At 60.0% G+C, this 20,950-nt stretch carries 17 protein-coding genes; 11 read left to right on the forward strand and 6 right to left on the reverse strand.

Annotated elements, in window-relative coordinates:
• Positions 1 to 160: 160 nt before the first annotated feature.
• Entirely contained in the window at positions 161 to 748 is a 588-nt protein-coding gene (locus AOA59_RS13035) for a chorismate mutase (RefSeq protein WP_256593053.1), read from the reverse strand.
• 541 nt (positions 749 to 1,289) lie between these two features.
• On the opposite strand from AOA59_RS13035, the gene AOA59_RS13040 reads away from it, so the two are divergent.
• Positions 1,290 to 1,529: a DUF6124 family protein gene (locus AOA59_RS13040; protein ID WP_099487730.1), complete on the forward strand. Its 240-nt coding sequence runs from the start codon at positions 1,290 to 1,292 to the stop codon at positions 1,527 to 1,529.
• Positions 1,530 to 1,599: 70 nt separating this feature from the next.
• Here AOA59_RS13040 and glnA read toward each other — a convergent pair whose 3' ends face one another.
• Entirely contained in the window at positions 1,600 to 3,006 is a 1,407-nt protein-coding gene (gene glnA / locus AOA59_RS13045; RefSeq protein WP_065930795.1) for a glutamate--ammonia ligase, read from the reverse strand.
• A gap of 333 nt (positions 3,007 to 3,339) precedes the next feature.
• Between glnA and thiI the strand changes: the two genes are divergently transcribed.
• Complete coding sequence (gene thiI, locus AOA59_RS13055) at positions 3,340 to 4,794, forward strand: tRNA uracil 4-sulfurtransferase ThiI (protein ID WP_065930794.1); 1,455 nt, start codon at positions 3,340 to 3,342, stop codon at positions 4,792 to 4,794.
• Between the two features lie 139 nt (positions 4,795 to 4,933).
• Positions 4,934 to 6,754 (forward strand): translational GTPase TypA, encoded by a 1,821-nt coding sequence (gene typA, locus AOA59_RS13060; RefSeq protein WP_017478180.1) that lies wholly within the window; start codon positions 4,934 to 4,936, stop codon positions 6,752 to 6,754.
• A 176-nt stretch (positions 6,755 to 6,930) separates the two neighbouring features.
• On the opposite strand, the gene AOA59_RS13065 is transcribed toward typA, so the two are convergent.
• Positions 6,931 to 7,365, reverse strand: coding sequence for a YkgJ family cysteine cluster protein (locus tag AOA59_RS13065; protein WP_017138625.1), 435 nt, complete (start codon positions 7,363 to 7,365; stop codon positions 6,931 to 6,933).
• Between the two features lie 236 nt (positions 7,366 to 7,601).
• On the opposite strand from AOA59_RS13065, the gene AOA59_RS13070 reads away from it, so the two are divergent.
• The 4 genes from AOA59_RS13070 to AOA59_RS13085 all read left to right on the forward strand — a co-directional run bounded on the left by AOA59_RS13070 (position 7,602) and on the right by AOA59_RS13085 (position 16,203).
• Positions 7,602 to 10,052 carry a glycogen/starch/alpha-glucan phosphorylase gene (locus AOA59_RS13070; RefSeq protein WP_099487732.1) on the forward strand — a complete coding sequence of 817 codons (2,451 nt, stop codon included), beginning with the start codon at positions 7,602 to 7,604 and terminating at the stop codon, positions 10,050 to 10,052.
• 170 nt (positions 10,053 to 10,222) lie between these two features.
• Positions 10,223 to 13,753, forward strand: coding sequence for a DUF2339 domain-containing protein (locus AOA59_RS13075; RefSeq protein WP_099487734.1), 3,531 nt, complete (start codon positions 10,223 to 10,225; stop codon positions 13,751 to 13,753).
• A complete protein-coding gene (locus tag AOA59_RS13080; RefSeq protein WP_099488072.1) occupies positions 13,753 to 15,096 on the forward strand; it encodes a DUF3999 domain-containing protein in 1,344 nt (447 codons plus the stop codon). Before AOA59_RS13075 ends, AOA59_RS13080 begins: the two co-directional genes overlap by 1 nt.
• 96 nt (positions 15,097 to 15,192) lie before the next feature.
• Positions 15,193 to 16,203 (forward strand): class 1 fructose-bisphosphatase, encoded by a 1,011-nt coding sequence (locus tag AOA59_RS13085; protein WP_003237460.1) that lies wholly within the window; start codon positions 15,193 to 15,195, stop codon positions 16,201 to 16,203.
• 57 nt (positions 16,204 to 16,260) lie between these two features.
• Here AOA59_RS13085 and AOA59_RS13090 read toward each other — a convergent pair whose 3' ends face one another.
• On the reverse strand, positions 16,261 to 16,584 hold the full coding sequence (locus AOA59_RS13090) for a type II toxin-antitoxin system RelE/ParE family toxin (protein WP_065930791.1): 324 nt from the start codon (positions 16,582 to 16,584) through the stop codon (positions 16,261 to 16,263).
• The gene (locus AOA59_RS13095; protein WP_065930790.1) at positions 16,581 to 16,853 is read right to left on the reverse strand and encodes a type II toxin-antitoxin system Phd/YefM family antitoxin; all 273 of its coding nucleotides are present in this window, start codon (positions 16,851 to 16,853) and stop codon (positions 16,581 to 16,583) included. The genes AOA59_RS13090 and AOA59_RS13095 overlap by 4 nt, the downstream gene beginning before the upstream one ends.
• A 221-nt stretch (positions 16,854 to 17,074) precedes the next feature.
• On the opposite strand from AOA59_RS13095, the gene AOA59_RS13100 reads away from it, so the two are divergent.
• A complete protein-coding gene (locus AOA59_RS13100) occupies positions 17,075 to 17,329 on the forward strand; it encodes a hypothetical protein (RefSeq protein WP_017849914.1) in 255 nt (84 codons plus the stop codon).
• 30 nt (positions 17,330 to 17,359) lie between these two features.
• Positions 17,360 to 17,929, forward strand: coding sequence for a lipocalin family protein (locus AOA59_RS13105; protein ID WP_028615380.1), 570 nt, complete (start codon positions 17,360 to 17,362; stop codon positions 17,927 to 17,929).
• 143 nt (positions 17,930 to 18,072) lie between these two features.
• On the opposite strand, the gene AOA59_RS13110 is transcribed toward AOA59_RS13105, so the two are convergent.
• The gene (locus AOA59_RS13110; protein ID WP_099487736.1) at positions 18,073 to 19,437 is read right to left on the reverse strand and encodes a formimidoylglutamate deiminase; all 1,365 of its coding nucleotides are present in this window, start codon (positions 19,435 to 19,437) and stop codon (positions 18,073 to 18,075) included.
• 147 nt (positions 19,438 to 19,584) lie between these two features.
• Here AOA59_RS13110 and hutC point away from each other — a divergent pair, with 147 nt between their 5' ends.
• Both hutC and AOA59_RS13120 read left to right on the forward strand, forming a co-directional pair.
• Positions 19,585 to 20,295, forward strand: coding sequence for a histidine utilization repressor (hutC, locus tag AOA59_RS13115; RefSeq protein ID WP_017738808.1), 711 nt, complete (start codon positions 19,585 to 19,587; stop codon positions 20,293 to 20,295).
• A complete protein-coding gene (locus AOA59_RS13120; RefSeq protein WP_099487738.1) occupies positions 20,292 to 20,852 on the forward strand; it encodes a HutD family protein in 561 nt (186 codons plus the stop codon). Before hutC ends, AOA59_RS13120 begins: the two co-directional genes overlap by 4 nt.
• Positions 20,853 to 20,950 lie beyond the last annotated feature (98 nt).

The raw sequence follows: 20,950 nt of genomic DNA on the forward strand, positions 1-20,950 counted from the left end.
GCGGTTTTGTGAAGGTTGTTCAGGAAGTGATGGCTGGCGAAAAATTGTCTGGAGGAACTGGGTCAATGTGGGAGCTGGCTTGCCTGCGATAGCGATGTTGAATGTGCCGCCGCTATCGCAGGCAAGCCAGCTCCCACAGTTTTGAATGGGTTTGCAGGCTTTAACCTTTGTAGATGCACAGCTCGGCGGTGGCGCGGATCATTGCCAGTTGGCGCAGCGGATCATTCAGCGGCTCATGCACGGCGGTGGCCAACCACTGCGGGCATTGCGGGTCGGTGCGCTGCGGGGTGAAGTCGGCCAGTTGCTGCAGGAGGGTTTTTTGCAGTTGGTCCAGTTGCGGCCGAATCTGCTTCACCAGATCCGGGCGCGGGTCGTCGGGGGCCTTGCCCTGGAACTGCCAGTCGGACAGGTGGGTGTATTGCACCAGCTTGTTGGCCTCGATCTGCGCCGAAAAAAACTGCTCAGCGGCGGAAGGGTCGAGTTTGTAGTTGGGCGCTTGGGCGGCGACGCTGGCGATCACTTCCTGTTCGCGCTTTTTGTCCTCTACGGGCTTGTGGCTGTCCCATTTGCTCAGGGCTACCTGATCGGCAATCTCCAGGCGCTCGGCGATGCTGTTGAGCAAGGGTTCCAGAGTGGGCGGCGCCGCACTCGCACTGACGCTGACAAATAACAGAGCGAACACAAGTCGATGTTTCAAAGCGGATCTCCTGTGGGAGCGGGCTTGCCCGCGATTGTGTGGGTCAGTCATACATCAGGTGGCAGGCAGTGCGCTATCGCGTCATGGATATCGACACAAAATCTGAGGAAGTGCGTTGTTGTGGCGAGCAGGCTTGCCCTGCGTTGGGCTGCGCAGCAGCCTCCGGCTTAATGCGATCTTTCAGTTAAAACTCGTCCACAGGTATTAGGGCTGCTGCGCACCCCAACGCAGGGCAAGCCTGCTCGCCACATAAAGCCAGCTCCCACATTTTTAATCGGGTTGCAGGCCTGCAGCGGCGTCAGCCAGAGGCTACCTTAACTTGCGTGCTTGCCTACAGGTGCGCCAGAATCCGCCGGCTTGTACGGCTGGCTTGTCGTCTCTAAGGTTGCTCGGTCGCTGCTTATCAGCGATCAGGTTTAGTAGCCTGAGGGTTAAGTTAAGTCGTACCACTCCGACCTTTATGGCGGCTGTGCGTAGGGCACCTTCGGGTGCGCCGGCTTTTGCTTAACTTCCCCGGTCTACTAACCTGCGCACAGCTGCCACCCTCGTTTAGTAGCGAGTCGATGGCGGCCTCATTCGAGGAAGTTAAGACATGTTCAAGGCAACCCCAAATCCACCTCCATCGGTTATCGCCATCGACCCCGACAGCGACGACGAATCCCTGCTGGTCAACAGCTTCGAAGCCTTTACCTCGGTCAGCACCTTGTTGCTTGATTTGTCCGAAGCGCTGGAAGGCAAGCACCCCGATACCGTCCTGGCGATTCACCAGCTCAGTGCCCTCGGCACCTTGATGGTGGGCAAACTGCTCGACCGCCACGCCCCGGCTCGCTAAACGCCAGGCAAAAAAAGACCTCCCCGAAGGAGGTCTTTTTCGTTACGCCACGTTAAGCGGCGCTACCGGATCAGCAGCTGTAGTACAGCTCGTATTCCAGTGGGTGTACGAAGGTGCGTACTTTGATTTCTTCTTCGCTTTTCAGCTCGATGTAAGCGTTGATGAAGTCGTCGCTGAATACGCCACCTTTGGTCAGGAACGCACGGCCCTTGTCCAGCTCTTCCAGGGCTTCTTTCAGGCTGCCGCACACTTGTGGGATCTCTTTGGCCTCTTCAGGCGGCAGGTCGTACAAGTTTTTGTCGGCGGCGTCGCCAGGGTGGATCTTGTTCTGGATACCGTCCAGGCCAGCCATTACCAGTGCAGCGAAGGCCAGGTATGGGTTGGCTGCCGGGTCCGGGAAGCGAGCTTCGATACGGCGAGCGCGCGGGCTGGACACGTAAGGAATACGGATCGAAGCGGAACGGTTACGCGCCGAGTAGGCCAGCATTACCGGTGCTTCGAAACCTGGGACCAGACGCTTGTAGGAGTTGGTCGACGGGTTGGTGAAGCCGTTCAGGGCCTTACCGTGCTTGATGATACCGCCGATGAAGTACAGGGCAGTGTCGGACAGGCCGGCATAACCTTCGCCAGCGAAGGTGTTCTTGCCATCTTTGGCGATGGACAGGTGAACGTGCATACCCGAACCGTTATCGCCGTACAGTGGCTTAGGCATGAAGGTAGCGGTACGGCCGTAGGCATCCGCCACGTTGTGTACGCAGTACTTCAGGGTCTGAACTTCGTCAGCCTTGGCTACCAGGGTGTTGAACTTCACGCCGATTTCGTTCTGGCCGGCAGTCGCCACTTCGTGGTGGTGAACTTCGATGACCAGGCCCATCTCTTCCATGGCGTTGCACATGGAGGTACGGATTTCGTGGTCGTGGTCGAACGGCGGAACCGGGAAGTAACCACCTTTGACGCCTGGACGGTGGCCTTTGTTGCCGCCTTCGATGTCCTGGTCGGACATCCACGAACCTTGTTCGGAGAAGATCTTGAACATGGAGCCGGAGATGTCGGACTTGAACTTGACCGAATCAAAGATGAAGAATTCCGGCTCCGGGCCTACGAATACGGTGTCGCCGATACCGGTCGACTTCAGGTATTCCTCGGCGCGCTTGGCGATCGCACGTGGGTCGCGGTCGTAGCCTTGCATGGTCGAAGGCTCGATCACGTCGCAGACGATGATCAGGGTTGGGTCTTCGGTGAACGGGTCGAGTACGGCAGTGCTGTCGTCCGGCATCAGGATCATGTCGGAAGCTTCGATGCCTTTCCAGCCGGCAATGGAGGAACCGTCGAACATTTTGCCTTCTTCGAAGAACGCATCATCCAGCGCGTCGCGAGCCGGCATGGTCACGTGGTGCTGAGTACCTTTAGTGTCCGTGAAGCGCAGATCAATCCATTTAACGTCATGATCTTTGATGAGTTGAACCGACTTCGACATGGTGTCCTCCGGGTGGCTTCGGGCTGGGTAGTGGAGTTAGCCCTTAGAATGTGGGTGATGCCGGCGCGAATACTCGACCAAGGCAACCTGCCTCACAAGAGAGCAAATTGCATGCCAGTGCGCCAACATGGCCTTTTTGCCTCAAAATGGCCCCTATAACGGTGCAATCCGCTGAAGCGGAATAAATAACGCACTGCAATGTAGCGTTAATTTGCGCAAATGACCCGTTTTGGTGCGTTGTATCTGTGATGCATATTAACTGGTTAAACCTTGAGCGATTTCCGCTATAATCCGCGCCCCCCTTTTTCAGCAGGCCCGGCGCGCGCTGTTTCCATGAAATTAATCGTAAAAGTCTTCCCCGAGATCACCATCAAAAGCCGACCGGTACGGACGCGTTTCATCCGTCAGTTGGCCAAGAACATCCGTGCCGTGCTCCGCGACCTGGACCCGGCTGTGGTGGTGAACGGCGTGTGGGACAACCTCGAGCTGGAAACCCGCATTACCGACGCCAAAGCCTTGAAGGACATGACCGAGCGCCTGAGCTGCATGCCGGGTATCGCGCATTTCCTGCAGGTGGATGAGTACCCGTTGGGCGACTTCGACGACATCACCGAAAAGTGCAAACAGCACTACGGTGAGTCGCTGGAAGGCAAGATCTTTTCGGTGCGCTGCAAGCGCGCCGGCAAGCACACCTTCAGCTCCATGGATGTGGAGAAATACGTCGGCAGCAAGCTGCGTCGCGAGTGCGGCGCCGCCGGAATTTCCCTCAAAGCGCCGCAAATTGAAGTGCGCATGGAAATTCGCGACCAACGGTTGTTTGTGATCCACAGCCAGCACAACAGCATCGGCGGCTACCCGCTGGGCGCCCTGGAACAGACCCTGGTACTCATGTCCGGCGGTTTCGATTCCACGGTGGCGGCCTACCAGATCATGCGCCGCGGCCTGATGAGCCACTTCTGCTTTTTTAACCTGGGCGGGCGTGCACACGAATTGGGCGTGATGGAAGTCGCGCACTTTATCTGGAAGAAGTACGGCAGCTCCCAGCGCGTGCTATTTGTAAGCGTGCCGTTCGAGGAAGTGCTGGGCGAAATTCTCGGCAAAGTCGATAACAGTCATATGGGCGTGGTATTGAAGCGTATGATGTTGCGCGCTGCGTCCCGAATCGCCGATCAGTTGCAGATCGACGCGTTGGTGACCGGTGAAGCGATCTCCCAGGTCTCCAGCCAGACACTGCCGAACCTGTCGCTGATTGATTGCGTCACCGAGAAGCTGGTCTTGCGCCCGCTGATCGCCAGCCACAAGCAGGACATCATCGACCTGGCAGAAGAAATCGGCACAGCCGACTTTGCCAAGCACATGCCTGAATATTGCGGGGTCATTTCGGTGAACCCCAAGACCCACGCCAAGCGCAACCGCGTGGAGTATGAAGAACAACAGTTTGATATGGCGATTCTTGAACGTGCGCTTGAGAACGCCAAACTGGTCCCGATCGATCGCGTCATCGATGAGTTGGGCCAGGATGTGCAAATCGAAGAAGTCAGCGAAGCCCTGGCCGGCCAGATCGTCGTCGACATCCGTCACCCGGATGCCGCCGAGGATGAGCCGCTGGAAATCGCTGGCATCGACGTGCAAGCGCTGCCGTTCTACGCATTGAACGCGCGCTTCAAGGAACTGGATAACAGCCGTCAGTACCTGCTGTATTGCGACAAAGGCGTGATGAGTCGCCTGCATGCCCACCATTTGCTCAGTGAGGGGTATGCCAATGTGCGCGTTTATCGACCGAGCTAAGAGCCCGGGGCTGTTTGCCTGTGGCCTGCGTCACCGGCCCCCCGACTCTGCCGTCAAGCTGTAACGGCAAGGCCTGACTCTACTGTTAATCGCTGCCACGACCTGTCAGCACACCGAATCCTCTGATCGAGATACACAAGTGATCGAAAATCTACGTAACATCGCCATCATTGCTCACGTTGACCATGGTAAAACCACCCTGGTAGACAAACTCCTGCGTCAATCCGGCACCCTGGAGCGCAACGAGCTCAACGACGAGCGCGTGATGGACTCCAACGACCAGGAAAAAGAGCGCGGTATTACCATCCTGGCTAAAAACACCGCTATCAACTGGAACGGCTACCACATCAACATCGTGGATACCCCGGGCCACGCCGACTTCGGCGGCGAAGTAGAACGCGTAATGTCGATGGTTGACTCCGTTCTGCTGCTGGTTGACGCTCAAGACGGCCCTATGCCGCAAACCCGTTTCGTGACCAAGAAGGCTTTCGAAGCCGGCCTGCGTCCGATCGTGTGCATCAACAAGGTTGACCGTCCAGGCGCGCGTCCGGACTGGGTTCTGGACCAGATTTTCGACCTGTTCGACAACCTGGGTGCTACCGAAGAACAGCTGGACTTCCAAGTCATCTACGCTTCGGCCCTGAACGGTATTGCCGGTCTGGAACACACCGCCATGGCGGAAGACATGACCCCGCTGTACCAGGCCATCGTTGACCACGTTCCACCGCCGAAGGTTGACCGTGAAGGCCCGTTCCAGATGCAAATCTCGGCACTGGACTACAACAGCTTCCTGGGTGTTATCGGCGTTGGCCGTATTGCCCGTGGTAGCGTCAAGCCGAACACTCCAGTCGTGGCCATCGGCGCCGACGGCAAGAAGCGTAACGGCCGTATCCTGAAGCTGATGGGTCACCACGGTCTGCACCGTATCGACGTTGAAGAAGCTTTCGCTGGCGACATCGTTTGCGTGAGCGGTATGGACTCGCTGTTCATCTCCGACACCCTGTGCCAGCCGGACACCGTCGAGGCGATGAAGCCTCTGACCGTTGACGAGCCAACCGTTTCCATGACCTTCCAGGTAAACGACTCGCCTTTCTGCGGTAAAGAAGGCAAGTTCGTGACTTCCCGTAACATCAAGGAACGTCTGGACAAAGAGCTGCTGTACAACGTTGCTCTGCGCGTTGAAGAAGGCGACTCGGCTGACAAGTTCAAGGTTTCCGGCCGTGGTGAGCTGCACCTCTCGGTACTGATCGAAACCATGCGTCGCGAAGGCTTCGAAATGGGCGTTGGTCGTCCTGAAGTGATCATCCGTCAGGTTGACGGCGTGAAGCAGGAACCGTTCGAAAACGTCACCATCGACACCCCTGAAGAATCCCAGGGCAAGGTCATGGAAGAGATGGGCCTGCGTAAGGGCGACCTGACCAACATGGTGCCGGATGGCAAAGGCCGTGTACGTCTGGAATACAACATCCCTGCTCGTGGTCTGATCGGTTTCCGTAACCAGTTCCTGACCCTGACCAACGGTGCTGGCATCCTGACCTCGATCTTCGATCGCTACGACACCATGAAGTCCGGCGACATGTCCGGCCGTCAGAACGGTGTTCTGGTATCGGTAGAAACCGGCAAGGCGCTGACCTACTCCCTGGAAACCCTCCAGGCACGTGGCAAGCTGTTCGTTGAACACGGTCAAGAGATCTACAACGGTCAGATCGTTGGTCTGAACAGCCGTGACAACGACATGGGCGTTAACCCAACCAAAGGCAAGAAGCTCGACAACATGCGTGCTTCGGGCAAAGACGAAACCATCGCTCTGGTCCCACCTGTTCGCTTCACCCTGGAACAGGCCCTGGAATTCATCCAGGACGACGAGCTGTGCGAAGTTACGCCTAAGTCGATCCGCCTGCGTAAGAAGATCCTGGACGAAGGCGAGCGTACCCGCGCTGCCAAGAAAGCCAAGAACTGAGTTAACTCAGGCTGAATGAAAAACGCCCCCGGTCGAAAGGCCGGGGGCGTTTTTTTATGCCTGATCGTTCCCACGCTCTGCGTGGGAATGCCGCTTGGAACGCTCCGCGTCCCGCTTTTAAGGGCGGACGCAGAGCGTCCAGGGCTGCATTCCCACGCGGAGCGTGGGAATGATCATCAGAACTTGTCGAGGGTCCGCAAATTGGTCTCGCGCACCACTTCTTTGGGCTTGTACGCGCAATACCCCGGCCGTGGCCCGATTTTCGGGTGGTTGCGGCAAGTATCCGGGCGCTTGTCATAAATAGTGCAGAAGCGCGTCTTACGATCCAGGTACAGGCAGTCGTTGTTGCTCATGCGCTGGAGGGTAAAGATCTCGGATTTGTTGTTGTAACGCTCGACGATGCCTTCTTTTTGCAAACGCTTGGCGATGTTCTTCGGCGGGTCGCCGCGCTCGAACTCATCGACGATGCCAATGCGGATCAGGTCCTTGATCTTCACCTCGACCGGCAGCGTGCAGCAGCTGGACACGCAGCCGCCGCACATGTGGGCGGAATATTTCTGCCAGGTCTCTAGACGGTCGAGTTCCGCGGCGGCGATCAGTTGAGGCTTCATCAAGGTTCCAAGGTGGGGCTGTATCCGGGCGCGCGATCATACCGGGATTGGTGGTTTTTTGAACAATATTTTGCAGATTTCATCTCCAACGGTGCAGGGGTGAAAAGCAGGCACGGCCCCTGCATCAATTTCCGGCAATGGTGAATGAGTTAAAAAACTGCCGAACCAGCACGTCTACCGTCTGTCAGACCGACTAGGCTCTAGCAACTCCTTCAATCTCGCCCGAGGTCGCACCGATGTCTCAGGAACCGCTTGCACGAGAAGCAGAGGTAGCCGCATTCCGCGATGCTGTCTTGACCAAACTCACTTACGCGGTGGGCAAGGACCCGGATCACGCCTTCGACCACGACTGGTTCGAAGCCATTGCCCTGGCCGCACGCGACCAGATGGTCGACCACTGGATGAACCACACGCGGCGCATCTACCGCAAAGGCCAGAAGCGGGTGTATTACCTCTCGCTGGAATTCCTGATCGGCCGTTTGCTCTACGACAGCCTGAGCAACCTGGGTGTGTTGGAGATTGCCCGCGAAGCCCTGTCCGAACTGGGTGTGGATTTGGAGCGCATCCGCCTCTTGGAGCCCGACGCGGCGCTCGGCAACGGTGGCCTGGGCCGCCTGGCCGCGTGCTTTATGGAAAGCATGTCGACCCTGGGCATTGCCGGCCACGGCTATGGCATCCGCTATGAACACGGCCTGTTCCGCCAGGCGATCGTCGACGGCTGGCAGCAGGAGCAGACCGAACGCTGGCTGGATTTCGGCAACCCGTGGGAGTTCGAGCGCGCCGAAGTGATCTACCCGATCGGCTTTGGCGGCAGCGTCGAAACCCTGGCGGACGCCTCCGGCAAGATGATCCAGGTATGGACGCCCAACGAAACCGTGCGCGCCGTGGCGTACGACACGCCGGTGGTCGGCTGGCGCGGCGCCAGCGTGAACACCCTGCGCCTGTGGCGTGCCCGTGCGGTAGAAGACCTGCACCTGGAGCGCTTCAACGCCGGTGACCATTTGGGCGCCGTAGCGGAAGTGGCCCGCGCCGAAAGCATCTCCCGAGTGCTTTACCCGGCCGACAGCACCGAAGCAGGGCAGGAATTGCGCCTGCGCCAGGAATACTTCTTCGTTTCCGCCTCGCTGCAAGACTTGCTGCGCCGCCACAAGAACATGCACGGCTCGGTCCTCAGCCTGGGCGAACACGCCGCGATTCAGCTCAACGACACGCACCCGTCCATCGCCGTGGCTGAGCTGATGCGCCAACTGGTCGACCTGCATGACATCCCGTGGGAAGCCGCGTGGGATGTGACGGTTGAAACCCTTTCCTACACCAATCACACCTTGTTGCCCGAAGCGTTGGAAACCTGGCCTGTCGGTTTGATGGAACGCATGCTGCCTCGGCACATGCAGATCATCTACCTGATCAACGCCCAGCATATCGATTCGCTGCGCGCCAAGGGCATCCACGATTTCGACGTATTGCGCGCCGTGTCCCTGATCGAAGAAGACAATGGCCGCCGCGTGCGCATGGGTAACCTGGCGTTTCTGGGCTCCCACAGCGTCAACGGCGTTTCCGGGCTGCACACCCAGTTGATGCGCAGCACGGTGTTCTCTGAAATGCACAAGCTGTACCCGGAGCGCATCAATAACAAAACCAACGGCATTACTTTCCGCCGTTGGCTGTACCAGGCCAACCCCAAGCTCACCGAGATGCTGGTGGAAGCCTTGGGCCCGGACATTCTCGACAAGCCCGAAGAACGCCTGGTGGAACTGGAGCCGTTCGCCGAGAAGCAGGCGTTCCGCAAAGCCTTCGCCGAGCAGCGCTTGCACAGCAAGAGGGCACTGGCCGAGATCATCCACGAGCGGCTGGGCATTTCGGTGAACCCGGCGGCGATGTTCGACGTGCAGGTCAAGCGGATTCACGAATACAAACGCCAGTTGCTGAACCTGCTGCACACCGTGGCCTTGTACCAGGCAATCCGCGCCGAGCCAGGCACCGATTGGGTGCCGCGCGTGAAAATTTTCGCGGGCAAGGCGGCCGCCAGCTATCACCAGGCCAAGTTGATCATCAAGTTGACCAACGACATCGCCCGTACCGTGAACAACGACCCGACCGTGCGCGGCTTGCTCAAGGTGGTGTTTCTGCCCAACTACAACGTCAGTCTGGCGGAAAGCATCATTCCGGCGGCGGATTTGTCGGAGCAGATTTCCACTGCCGGTTTTGAGGCGTCGGGCACCAGCAACATGAAGTTCGGCCTCAACGGCGCGCTGACCATCGGCACCATGGACGGCGCCAACGTAGAGATGCACGAACGCGTGGGCGCCGAGCATATGTTTATCTTCGGTCTCAGCGCCCAACAGGTCGAAGCGCGCAAGCACGCCGGTGAGTTCAACGCCGGGCCGGATATTGCCGCCTCCCATCGCCTTAACGATGTGCTGCAAGCGATCCGTGGCGGGGTGTTTTCGCCGGATGATCCGGGCCGTTATGTGGGCTTGATCGACGGGCTGATCGACTACGACCGCTTCCTGGTATGCGCCGACTTTGACGCCTACTGGGACGCCCAGGCGCGGGTCGAGGCGCATTGGCATGATTCCAAGGCCTGGTGGCGCTCGGCGGTGCTCAATACGGCGCGCATGGGCTGGTTCAGCTCGGACCGTACCATCCGCGAATACGCCACCGAGATCTGGAAAGCCCTCGACTAAACACCGCAAGACCCCCTGTGGGAGCGGGCTTGCCCGCGATGGCGCAGTGTCAGTTGGCAAATATGTCGACTGATACACCGCAATCGCGAGCAAGCCCGCTCCCACATTAGCTTTGCGTCGATATACTAGGCCCCGGTTTGCCCGCCTCGGGCTGCTTAGGGATATCGACCATGCAATGGATTTTCATGCTGATTGGCCTGGCGCTCGGCTGGGCGTTCGATGAGTCGTTTTCGGACGCCGGCATCGGTGCATTGCTGGGCTTGGGCATTGGCCAGGCGATTCGCCTGTCCAGGCTGTCGGCCCAGGCGGAGCAACAAGCGCGTCAGTTGGAAACCACGCAGAAGGCGCTGATCGCCTTGGGCGAACGCTTGCGCCAGTTGGAGGTGCCGACGCCGACCCGCAACGAAATCGTCGAACCCCTCATCCCTGAGCCCGCACCTGCCGTTGAAAGGCCCGAACTTGTCTGGGAATTGCCCGCCGAACTGGCGCCTGTCGCCATGACGGCCGAGGCCAGCCAGCCGTTGCCGGATGACGTCTGGGCCCAGGCGCCGACGCCGGCACCGGCCCCGGCCCCCGCGCCGAAAGAACCTGCTATCCCCCGTGGCCCCAACCTGATCGAGCGCGCCATCGGCGGCGCACGCAATTGGCTGTTCGGCGGCAACACCGTGCTGCGCGTTGGCGTGGTGCTGCTGTTTCTTGGCCTGGCCTTTTTGCTGCGTTATGCCACCGAAGGCGTGGTGGTGCCGATTGAACTGCGTTATGCCGGGGTTGCCGCTGCCGCCATCGGCCTGTTGGGCCTGGGTTGGTGGTTACGGCTGCGCAACAGCAATTACGGCCTGATGCTGCAAGGTACCGGGATTGCCGTGTTGTACCTGACGGTGTTTGCCGCGATGCGCTTGCACCCCTTGATCGACCCGAGTGCCGCATTGGGCCTGCTGGTGGCGGTCACGGTGTTCTCGGCCATCCTGGCGATCACCCAGGATGCCCTCGGCCTGGCCTGCGCAGCGGCGCTGGGTGGGTTTGCCGCGCCGATTCTGACCTCAACCGGCGCCGGCAACCATGTGGCGCTGTTCAGTTACTTTGCCTTGCTCAACGCCGGCATTCTGGCCATCGCGTGGTTCAAGGCCTGGCGCCTGCTCAACCTGATCGGATTTGTCGGCACCTTCGGCATAGGGTTGGCCTGGGGCATGCGTTCCTACACGCCGGAACTGCTGTGGAGCACCGAGCCGTTCCTGATCCTGTTTTTCCTGATGTACCTGGCCATCGGCCTGTTGTTCGCCCGCCGCAAGCTGCAAGAGGTGGGCGATGCGCCCGAAGGCCGTGAGGCGCTGCTGCGCTGGTCGGCGGCCAAGGGTGATTATGTCGATGGCAGCATGCTGTTCGGCCCGCCGTTGGCAGGCTTTGGCTTGCAGTTCGCCGTGGTGCAGCACCTGGAGTTTGCCGCCGCGTTCAGTGCACTGGGTTTAGGCCTTATCTACATGGGCCTGGCGCGCCTGCTGAGTGGCGGGCGCGCCTTGCTGCTGGCCGAAACTTGCCTGGCGCTGGGCGTGATCTTTGCCAGCCTGGCGATTCCGCTGGGCCTCGACGCGCGCTGGACGGCGGCGGCCTGGGCGGTGGAGGGGGCCGGTATCTTCTGGCTCGGCTTGCGTCAGCAGCGGCCGTTGGCTCGCGCGTTTGGCCTGTTGTTACAGTTGGGGTCGGCGCTGGCGTTCCTCAGCGAACTGCGCGTTGGCGAGTTGGCCCTGCTCGACGGTGCCCCACTGGGCGCGCTGTTGCTGGGCGCAGCGCTGTTGTTCAGCTTCGATCAGTTGCGCAAGGCCTCGACCGAACAAGCCGCGGGCTGGGAGCGCAACGGCCTGCCCGTGCTGGCGAGCCTGGGCCTGACCTTTTTGTACCTGCTTGCGCCGTTGTTGTTGCTGACCCAAGGCACCGCCATCAGTTGGGCAATCGCCGGTCTGCTGACATTGTTTGTCGGCCTGCGCATCGGCTCGCGCACCTTCCTGTTCGCTGCCTTCGGTGTGCAATTGCTCGGCGGGGCGTTGTTCCTCCTGCGTCTTCAAGGCGGTGATGGGGCCGCGGTATTCAGTGCCGGCTGGACCGGCTTGTTGACCGCCTCGTTGATCGGCCTGGCGTTGGTCGGCGGCATGCTGTTGGCCGCGCGCGATGAAATGGTGCGCGGCGATGCGCGGCTGTTGCGCGGGTTGTCGGTGGTGCTGCTGGCCGGCTTGGTGTTGATCAACCTCGCGGTGCTGTTTGTACTGCCATGGGAAAGCGCCAGCGGCGTATGGGCGGCCAGTGGCTTGCTGATCATCTGGTTGAGCCTGTACCTGCAACAACGCGTGAGTTTCGTGTTTGGTTTGCTGCTGCAAGTCGTGGGTGGCGCCTCGTTCCTGTTGGCGGTGCCGCAATTGCTCGGGCCGTCGAGCAGCGAGGGCTTGCGGCCGCTGGCGCACAGCGGTTTCTGGACGCCAATGGTGCTGGGCCTGGCGGCAATGGTGGGCGCCTGGCGCTTGCAACGTGAGCCGCAGGCGCCGGTGTTTGCCGTGTTGAAATTGCAACGCCTGTCCGACCTGCTGCTGGTGTGGGGCGCGGCCTGGTGGGCATTGGCGTTGATCGGCGAAGTGCTGCGGTTTATCCCGCAGGCGCTGCAAGGCGCATTTTTGCTCGGTATCGCGGCGGTGAGCGTGGCGATCTGGGCGCTGTTGGCCGCACGTTTGCGCTGGGCATCTCTGGGCATGCTGTGCGCCTTGCTGATGCCGGCGGCGGGCGTGGTGTTGCTGGTGTCTGCCCATGATTACTACCACCCGGCGGCGCAGTACGGCTGGCTGGCGTGGTTGGCGGTGTTTGGGGTGCATTTCATCGCGCTGCGCCGTTTGGCGGCGGTGGTGCCGGGCACGGTAGTGAGCATCGCTCATGTGCTCGGCTGCTGGATGTTGATCGGTGTGTTGGCGCTGGAGCTGCGTTACGGCCTGTTGCTGCTGTCGAGCGAGTACAACGCCTGGCGTTGGCTGGGTTGGGCGATCCTGCCAAGCCTGTACCTGGTGCTGGCGGCGGCACCGCGCAGCTGGCCGTGGCCGGTGTCGGCCTACCCGCGTGAATACCGTGTGCTGGCCGCGTTGCCGCTGGCGGTATTGATGCTCGGCTGGTTCTGGTTGGCGAACATCTTCAGCGACGGCACGGCGAAACCGCTGCCGTACGTGCCATTGCTCAACCCGTTGGACGTGGGCCTGCTGTTCGCATTGCTGGGTATTTACCTGTGGTCGCGCAGCGTGGCGCCGCAGCGCGGGCCGCGTGCAGAGCTGATCGCCCAAGGTGTCGCGGGGGCTTCGCTGTTTGCCTTCTTCACGGCCTTGGTGATGCGCACCGCCCACCATTGGGTGGGCGTGCCGTACCAGCTGGAGGCCTTGCTGGCGTCCATGTGGGTGCAGGCCGGCCTGTCGCTGGTCTGGACCCTGATCGCCCTGGGCCTGATGATCGGCGGCCACCTGCGCCATCGTCGCGAAGTGTGGCTGATCGGCGCGGCGTTGATTGCGGTGGTGGTCGCCAAGCTGTTCTTTGTCGAGCTGAGTAACCGTGGCGGGCTGGCGCGGATCGTGTCGTTTATTGGTGTGGGCGGGCTGTTGCTGGTGGTGGGTTACTTTGCACCGCTGCCGCCCAAACGCGTCGAGCCGGTGTTGGAAACTGAAGGAGCATCCTCTTGATCGGTAAGTTGAGCGTGATTGCGTTGGGCATGTGTTCGACGTTGTCGGTGTGGGCGCAAGAGACGCCCGCCGACTTCACCACACAGGTGCCGTTGGCGGTCAGTGGCAACGGGCCTTGGTATCGCCTGGCGTTGCCGCTGTCGGTGCAATTGAGCGCACGCCAGGCGGATCTTGGTGATGTGCGCGTGTTCAATGCCGCCGGCGAGCCCCAGGCTTACGCGCTGTCGCGCCAGTCCGCGCAACGCACCGAAAGCCGCGACGTGACGGATGTGAAGTGGTTCCCGCTGTACGCCGCCGACACCCGTGAAAGCGTGCCGGATGTGGTGATGAAGTCCACTGCCGAAGGCACCTTGCTGCAAGTGCTGCCGCCTAAAACCGGCGCGCAAGTGTTGCGTGGCTGGGTGCTGGACGCCAGTTCGATCAAGGCGCCGTTGCAGCAGCTGAGCCTGGACTGGAGCCGTGAACAGGACGGTTTCCAGCGTTTCAGCATTGAAGCCAGTGATGACTTGCAGCACTGGCAGGCGTGGGGCGACGGGCAAGTGGCCCGCTTGTCGTTTGCCGACGAGCGGGTCGAGCAGCATGACGTGAGCTTGCCGGGGCAAACGGCGCGTTATCTACGCCTGGTGTGGCAAGGGCAGGCGGCACCGCAGTTGACGTCGGCCAAACTGGTCAGCGCGACCCGCAGCAGCTTGCCGCTGCCGTTGGTGTGGTCGCAGCCGCTGTCGGGTACGCGGCTCAAGGCCGGTGAATACAGCTGGCAGCTGCCGACAGGGCTGCATGTGGAGCGCTTGCGCGTCGAGCTCAAGCAGCCCAACACGCTGGCGCCCGTGACGTTGGCGGGGCGGCGGGAAGCCAATCAGGCCTGGCAGCCGTTGAGCAATGGCTTGTTGTATCGCCTGACCCAGAACGGCCAGGACGTGGTGCAGGATGAATTGCAATTGCCCGGCGTGGCCGTGGGTGAGCTCAAGTTGCAGGTGGACGAGCGCGGCGGTGGCCTGGGCGTGGAAGCGCCGGCATTGCGTTTTGCTGTGCGCGCCACGCAGTTGGTGTTCCTGGCGCGCGGTGAGCCGCCGTTTACCCTGGCGTTGGGCAACCCGTCGGTAAAGGCCGCGAACTTGCCGCTGTCGACGCTGATTCCCGACTACAGCGCCGAGCGTCTCAAGCGCTTGGGGCAGGCCACGGTCACAGGCGACGTGACGGTCAAATCGCCTGCGATTGCCGTTTCGCCCGAAGCGGGCACCGACTGGAAGAAACTCGGCCTGTGGGCCGTGCTCCTGCTGGGTGTGGCGGCGCTAGGGGCGATGGCCTACAGTTTGTTGCGTGCACCGGCGGCCAAGCCGTGAACTCTATTGGGGTTAAATCCTCTGATTAGAGGAAATAACCCTCGACTCGCGTTAAACTGCGCGGGTTTTTAAGCCCCCCATTTTCCGGAGCCTTCCATGTCCCGCGTTACCCTGAGTCGCTATTTGATCGAGCAGACCCGCAGCAACAACACGCCTGCCGATCTGCGCTTCCTTATCGAAGTGGTGGCGCGTGCTTGCAAGGAAATCAGCCACGCCGTGTCCAAAGGCGCACTGGGTGGTGTTCTGGGCAGCATGGGCACTGAAAACGTCCAAGGTGAAGTGCAGAAGAAGCTCGATGTGATTTCCAACGAAATCCTGCTCGAAGCCAACGAATGGGGCGGTCACCTGGCCGGCATGGCGTCCGAAGAAATGGACAACGCCTACCAGATCCCGGGCAAGTACCCGAAGGGCGCGTATCTGCTGGTGTTCGACCCACTGGACGGCTCGTCCAACATCGACATCAACGCACCGGTCGGCACCATCTTCTCGGTACTGCGCTGCCCGAATGAATACCTGAGCCAGAACGAAGCGCTGAACGAAAAGGCCTTCCTGCAGCCAGGCACCGAGCAGGTGGCTGCCGGCTACGCCATCTACGGCCCGCAGACCATGCTGGTGCTGACCCTGGGCGACGGCGTTAAAGGCTTCACCCTGGACCGCGAAATGGGCAGCTTCGTGCTGACCCACGAAGACATCACCATTCCGGCTTCCACCCAGGAATTTGCCATCAACATGTCCAACCAACGTCACTGGGAAGAGCCCGTGACCCGCTACGTGGGCGAGTTGATGGCCGGCGAAGAAGGCCCGTTGAAGAAGAACTTCAACATGCGCTGGGTCGCTGCGATGGTGGCGGACGTGCACCGCATCCTGACCCGTGGTGGCCTGTTCATGTACCCACGTGACAGCCGCGAGCCTTCCAAGCCGGGCAAGCTGCGCTTGATGTACGAAGCCAACCCGATGTCGTTCCTGGTTGAGCAAGCAGGCGGCGCGTCCACCGACGGCCACCAGCGCATCCTCGACATCCAGCCGGAAGGCTTGCACCAGCGCGTGGCGGTGTTCCTGGGCTCGAAGGAAGAAGTTGAGCGTGTGACGGCTTATCACAAGAAGTAAAAATTTGTGATGATCAATAAGCCCCGAAATGCTTTCAGCGTTTCGGGGCTTTTTTATTTACTGGATAAGATTTTTCAGCAGCAGTGCCTGCAAGTTTTTTCGAGTGTCGGCGATGATGTGGACATAGATGGTTTGTTCACGGATTTCGTAGATGATCCGGTTCATGCCACTCACCACTTGGCGATACTGGCTCATATTCAGCCGCTCGATTTCTTCCGGTATCGAGCCTGCATAAGGCTGAGTTTCGAGGCGGCGCATAGCTTGTTTCAACGATTCAAAGGTCGTTTGCCAGGTTGACGCAGAGAATTGTCGAATGAGGTATGACTTGATGTCTTTAAGGTCGTTCTTTGCTGAGTGAAGAATCACAACCCTGAACGTCATTGAGCGTCGTCCTTGTCCAGCTCTGCGAATACGTCCTCCATATCCTCAAACTGGCCTGATTCAATCTGTCGATTACCCAAGGCCAAAAGCTTTAACAAGGCCATGGTTTCCGCCTGTTCTTCAAAGCTCTTCACGTCCATCACCACCAGCTTTGCCTCACCGTTTTGAGTGATAACCAGCGGTTCGCGGCTTTCTGTGAGGGTTTTGACGATCTCGGCCGTATGGCTTTTCAGGTAGCTGATCGGTTTTATCTGGGATGAGAATTTCACGGGTAAGCCCTTGCTCGATGTTGGACCGATATTAGTCTTTATTTGGTCTTGTCGTAGCACTGGACTGATGAAAGGTTTAGGTTTTGCGTTCGAAAAGGCGCTGAAAAGGACCCGTGCGCAGAAAAAAGAAATACCACCCCCTATCGGGAACCAGACACCCCTTTTCCCTTCTAAGCTTCTGGCAGATACCCCAGCTGCTTTGTCTCTCCAGGAGCTTTTCCATGTCTTTACGCCGTCTCGCTTTGCTGGCTTTTTGCGTGCTTTTAGCCGCGTGCAGCAAGGTCAATCAAGAAAATTACGCAAAGCTGTCGGCTGGCATGGCCAAGGCCGAGGTGGAGTCGTTGCTGGGTAAGCCGACCGATTGTTCCGGTGCGCTGGGCATGTCCAGTTGCACGTGGGGCGATAAAAACAGCTTTATCAGCGTGCAGTACGCCGGTGACAAAGTTCTGATGTTTTCCGGGCAAGGCCTGAAGTAAACCGGGGCGCGAGCCTGCGGGAGAAGAAGAATGATGCGTTTTGTTTTGTTTCTTTGCGCCAGTCTGTTTTTGGCGGGCTGCGCCAGCCATTCTGGCGATGATCTGCAACCCAAGACCGCGAGCAACGTCAACCTCAAGCGTTACCAGGGCACCTGGTATGAGTTGGCCCGATTGCCGATGTACTTCCAGCGCAACTGCGCGCAGTCCGAAGCTCGCTACACCCTGTTGCCGGATGGCGACATGTCGGTGTTCAACCGCTGCCTGACTACAGAGTGGAAGTGGGAAGAAGCCAAGGGCACGGCCACGCCGCAAGTGCCGGGCAAGACCGACAAGCTCTGGGTGGAATTCAATAACTGGTTCACGGCGCTGCTGCCGGGCGTCGCCAAGGGCGATTACTGGGTGCTGTACGTGAGTGATGACTACAAGACCGCCATCGTCGGCAGCCCGAGCCGACGCTACATGTGGATCTTGTCGCGCACCCCGACGGTGAGTGCCGACACCCGCGAAGACCTGCTGAGCAGGGCGCGCCAGCAGGGTTATGACACCACGCGGTTGATCTGGCGTACGTCGGACAAACAGATGGCGAAGACTTCGCAGTAACCCAAAGCCACCTTCAATCAAATGTGGGAGCTGGCTTGTGTGGGAGCTGGCTTGCCTGCGATGCAGACACCTCGGTGTATCCGTTCCACCAAGGTGATGCTATCGCAGGCAAGCCAGCTCCCACATTCGTTTTTTGTCGGCTGTTAGCCCAGTAAGTCTTTCAATACTTGGGTGAACGCCCGGCTGCTTTCTTCTTCGCCGGCATGATGCCCATCGCGCACCACCCACTTGCCGTTGACCAGCACATCGCGCACTTGGCGATCACCACCGGCGAACAGCCAGCGATTGAGAATCCCATCCTCGGTCGCCGTCGCCAGGTACGGGTCATTGCCATCCAGCACAATCCAATCTGCCCGCTTGCCCACTTCCAACCGACCAATCGGCTGCCCCAACGCCTGGGCGCCGCCGTCGAGTGCAGCATCGAACAACGTGCGGCCAACCATCGGCTGATCACTGCGATACAGACGGTTGCGCCGCTGGTCGCGCAGGCGCTGGCCATATTCGAGCCAACGCAATTCCTCAACCACGCTCAGTGACACATGGCTGTCGGAACCGATACCCATGCGCCCGCCTTGAGCGAGGAAATCCACCGCCGGGAAAATCCCGTCGCCCAGGTTGGCTTCGGTGGTCAGGCACAAGCCGGCAATGGCCCGGCTCTTGGCCATGCGCGTGACTTCATCGGCGTCGGCATGGGTGGCGTGTACCAGGCACCAACGCTCATCCACTTCCACATTGTCATACAGCCATTGCAGCGGGCGTTTGCCGCTCCAGGCCAGGCAGTCGTCGACTTCTTTTTGCTGCTCGGCAATGTGGATATGCACCGGGCACGCCTTGTCACTGGCGGCCAGCACAGCGTTGATCTGTTCGGGTGTGACGGCACGCAACGAGTGGAAACACAGGCCCAACTGCTGCGCTGGCTGCGCCGCCAGAATGGGTTTCAGGCGTGCTTGCAGGTCCAGGTAATCTTCGGTGCTGTTGATAAAGCGCCGCTGGCCGTCATTCGGCGCCTGGCCACCAAAACCGGAGTGGGTGTAGAGCACTGGCAGCAACGTCAGGCCGATGCCACTGCTGGCCGCCGCCTGGCTGATCTGCCGCGACAGCTCCGTGCGATCGGCATACGCCTGGCCGCTGACGTCGTGGTGCACATAATGAAACTCGGCCACCGAGGTGTAGCCGGCCTTGAGCATCTCGATATACAGCTGGCGGGCGATGACCTGCAATTGCTCGGGGTTGATCTTGCCGACCATGCGGTACATCAAGTCGCGCCAGGTCCAGAAGCTGTCATTCGGGTTGCCGGCCACTTCGGCCAAACCGGCCATGGCGCGCTGGAACGCATGGGAGTGCAGGTTGGGCATGCCCGCCAAAACCGGGCCTCTGAGCCGTTCGGCGTGGTCTGCGCTGGCATTGGGCTCAACCTGGGTCAGCACGCCATCGGCGCTGACTTCAAAGCGTACATCGTTGGCCCATCCATTAGGCAGCAGCGCGCGTTCGGCAAAGAAAGCGGACATGATCAAGGCACCCCGGTCGTGTGTTTATTTGTATATACATATACAGACGTTTGCCTGCTCGGTAAACTCCGGCAATCTATGCATCTTTTCCCCCTGCAAGGATTCCCTGTGCCGACTCCGCCTGCCAAGTCTTCGCTGGCTGCCCACATGGACGAAAGTCCGGCGCCCTTGTATGCCCGCGTCAAACAGATGATCAGCCAGCAGATTCTCAACGGCAACTGGCCGCCCCATTACCGCGTGCCGTCCGAGAGCGAACTGGTCAGCCAGTTAGGCTTCAGCCGCATGACCATCAACCGCGCCCTGCGCGAACTCACCGCCGAAGGTTTGCTGGTGCGCATGCAAGGCGTCGGCACCTTCGTCGCTGAGCCCAAGAGCCAGTCGGCGCTGTTTGAAGTGCACAACATTGCTGATGAGATCGCCTCGCGCGGTCATCGGCATACTTGCCAGGTCATCCATTTGGGCGAAGAAGCAGCAGGCTCCGAACGTGCCGTGGCGCTGGAGATGCGTGAAGGTGGGCGGGTGTTCCACTCGTTGATCGTGCATTTCGAAAACGACATTCCCGTGCAAATCGAAGACCGCTTCGTCAACGCCCTGGTGGCGCCGGAATACTTGCAGCAGGATTTCACCCAGCAAACGCCGTACGCCTACCTCAACCAGGTCGCGCCCCTGACCGAGGGCGAGCATGTGGTTGAAGCCATCCTCGCCGACGCCGCCGAGTGCAAGCTGTTGCAGATCGAGCCGAGCGAGCCCTGCCTGTTGATTCGCCGCCGCACCTGGTCCGGCCGCCAGCCGGTCACCGCCGCGCGTTTGATCCACCCCGGTTCCCGTCATAGCCTGGAAGGACGTTTCAGTAAATGAGTGCAGTGAACGTCTGGCGCGCCACCGATTACATCCGCATGCCGTGGAAAAACGGCGGCGGCAGCACCGAAGAAATCACCCGTGACGCAGGTACTGGCCTGGATGGCTTTGGCTGGCGCCTGTCGATTGCCGATATTGCCGAGTCGGGCGGGTTTTCCACCTTTGCCGGCTACCAGCGCGTGATCACCGTGATCAAAGGCGCGGGCATGGTTTTGACCGTGGATGGCGAGGAACAGCGCGGGCTGTTACCGCTGCAGCCGTTTGCGTTCAAGGGTGACAGCCAGGTGTCGTGCCGCCTGATCACCGGGCCGATCCGCGATTTCAACCTGATTTATTCGCCTGAGCGTTACCACGCACGGTTGCAGTGGATTGACGGCGTGCAGCGGTTTTTCAGCACGGCGCACACGGTGTTGGTGTTCAGTGTGGCCGATGAGGTGAAGGTGCTGGGTGAAAAGCTCGGCCATCACGATTGCCTGCAAATTGACGGTAACGACGACCTGCTCGACCTCCCGATAACCGGCCGCTGCTGCCTGATCGAACTGACTGCACGCGGTTAAAAAGTGTGGGAGCTGGCTTGCCTGCGATAGCGGTGTGTCAGACAGCACATCTGATGCTGACACACTGCTATCGCAGGCAAGCCAGCTCCCACATTTGC

The sequence above is a fragment of the Pseudomonas sp. 2822-15 genome, assembly GCF_002742515.1.
In the GTDB taxonomy this organism is placed as follows: Bacteria; Pseudomonadota; Gammaproteobacteria; order Pseudomonadales; family Pseudomonadaceae; genus Aquipseudomonas; species Aquipseudomonas salomonii.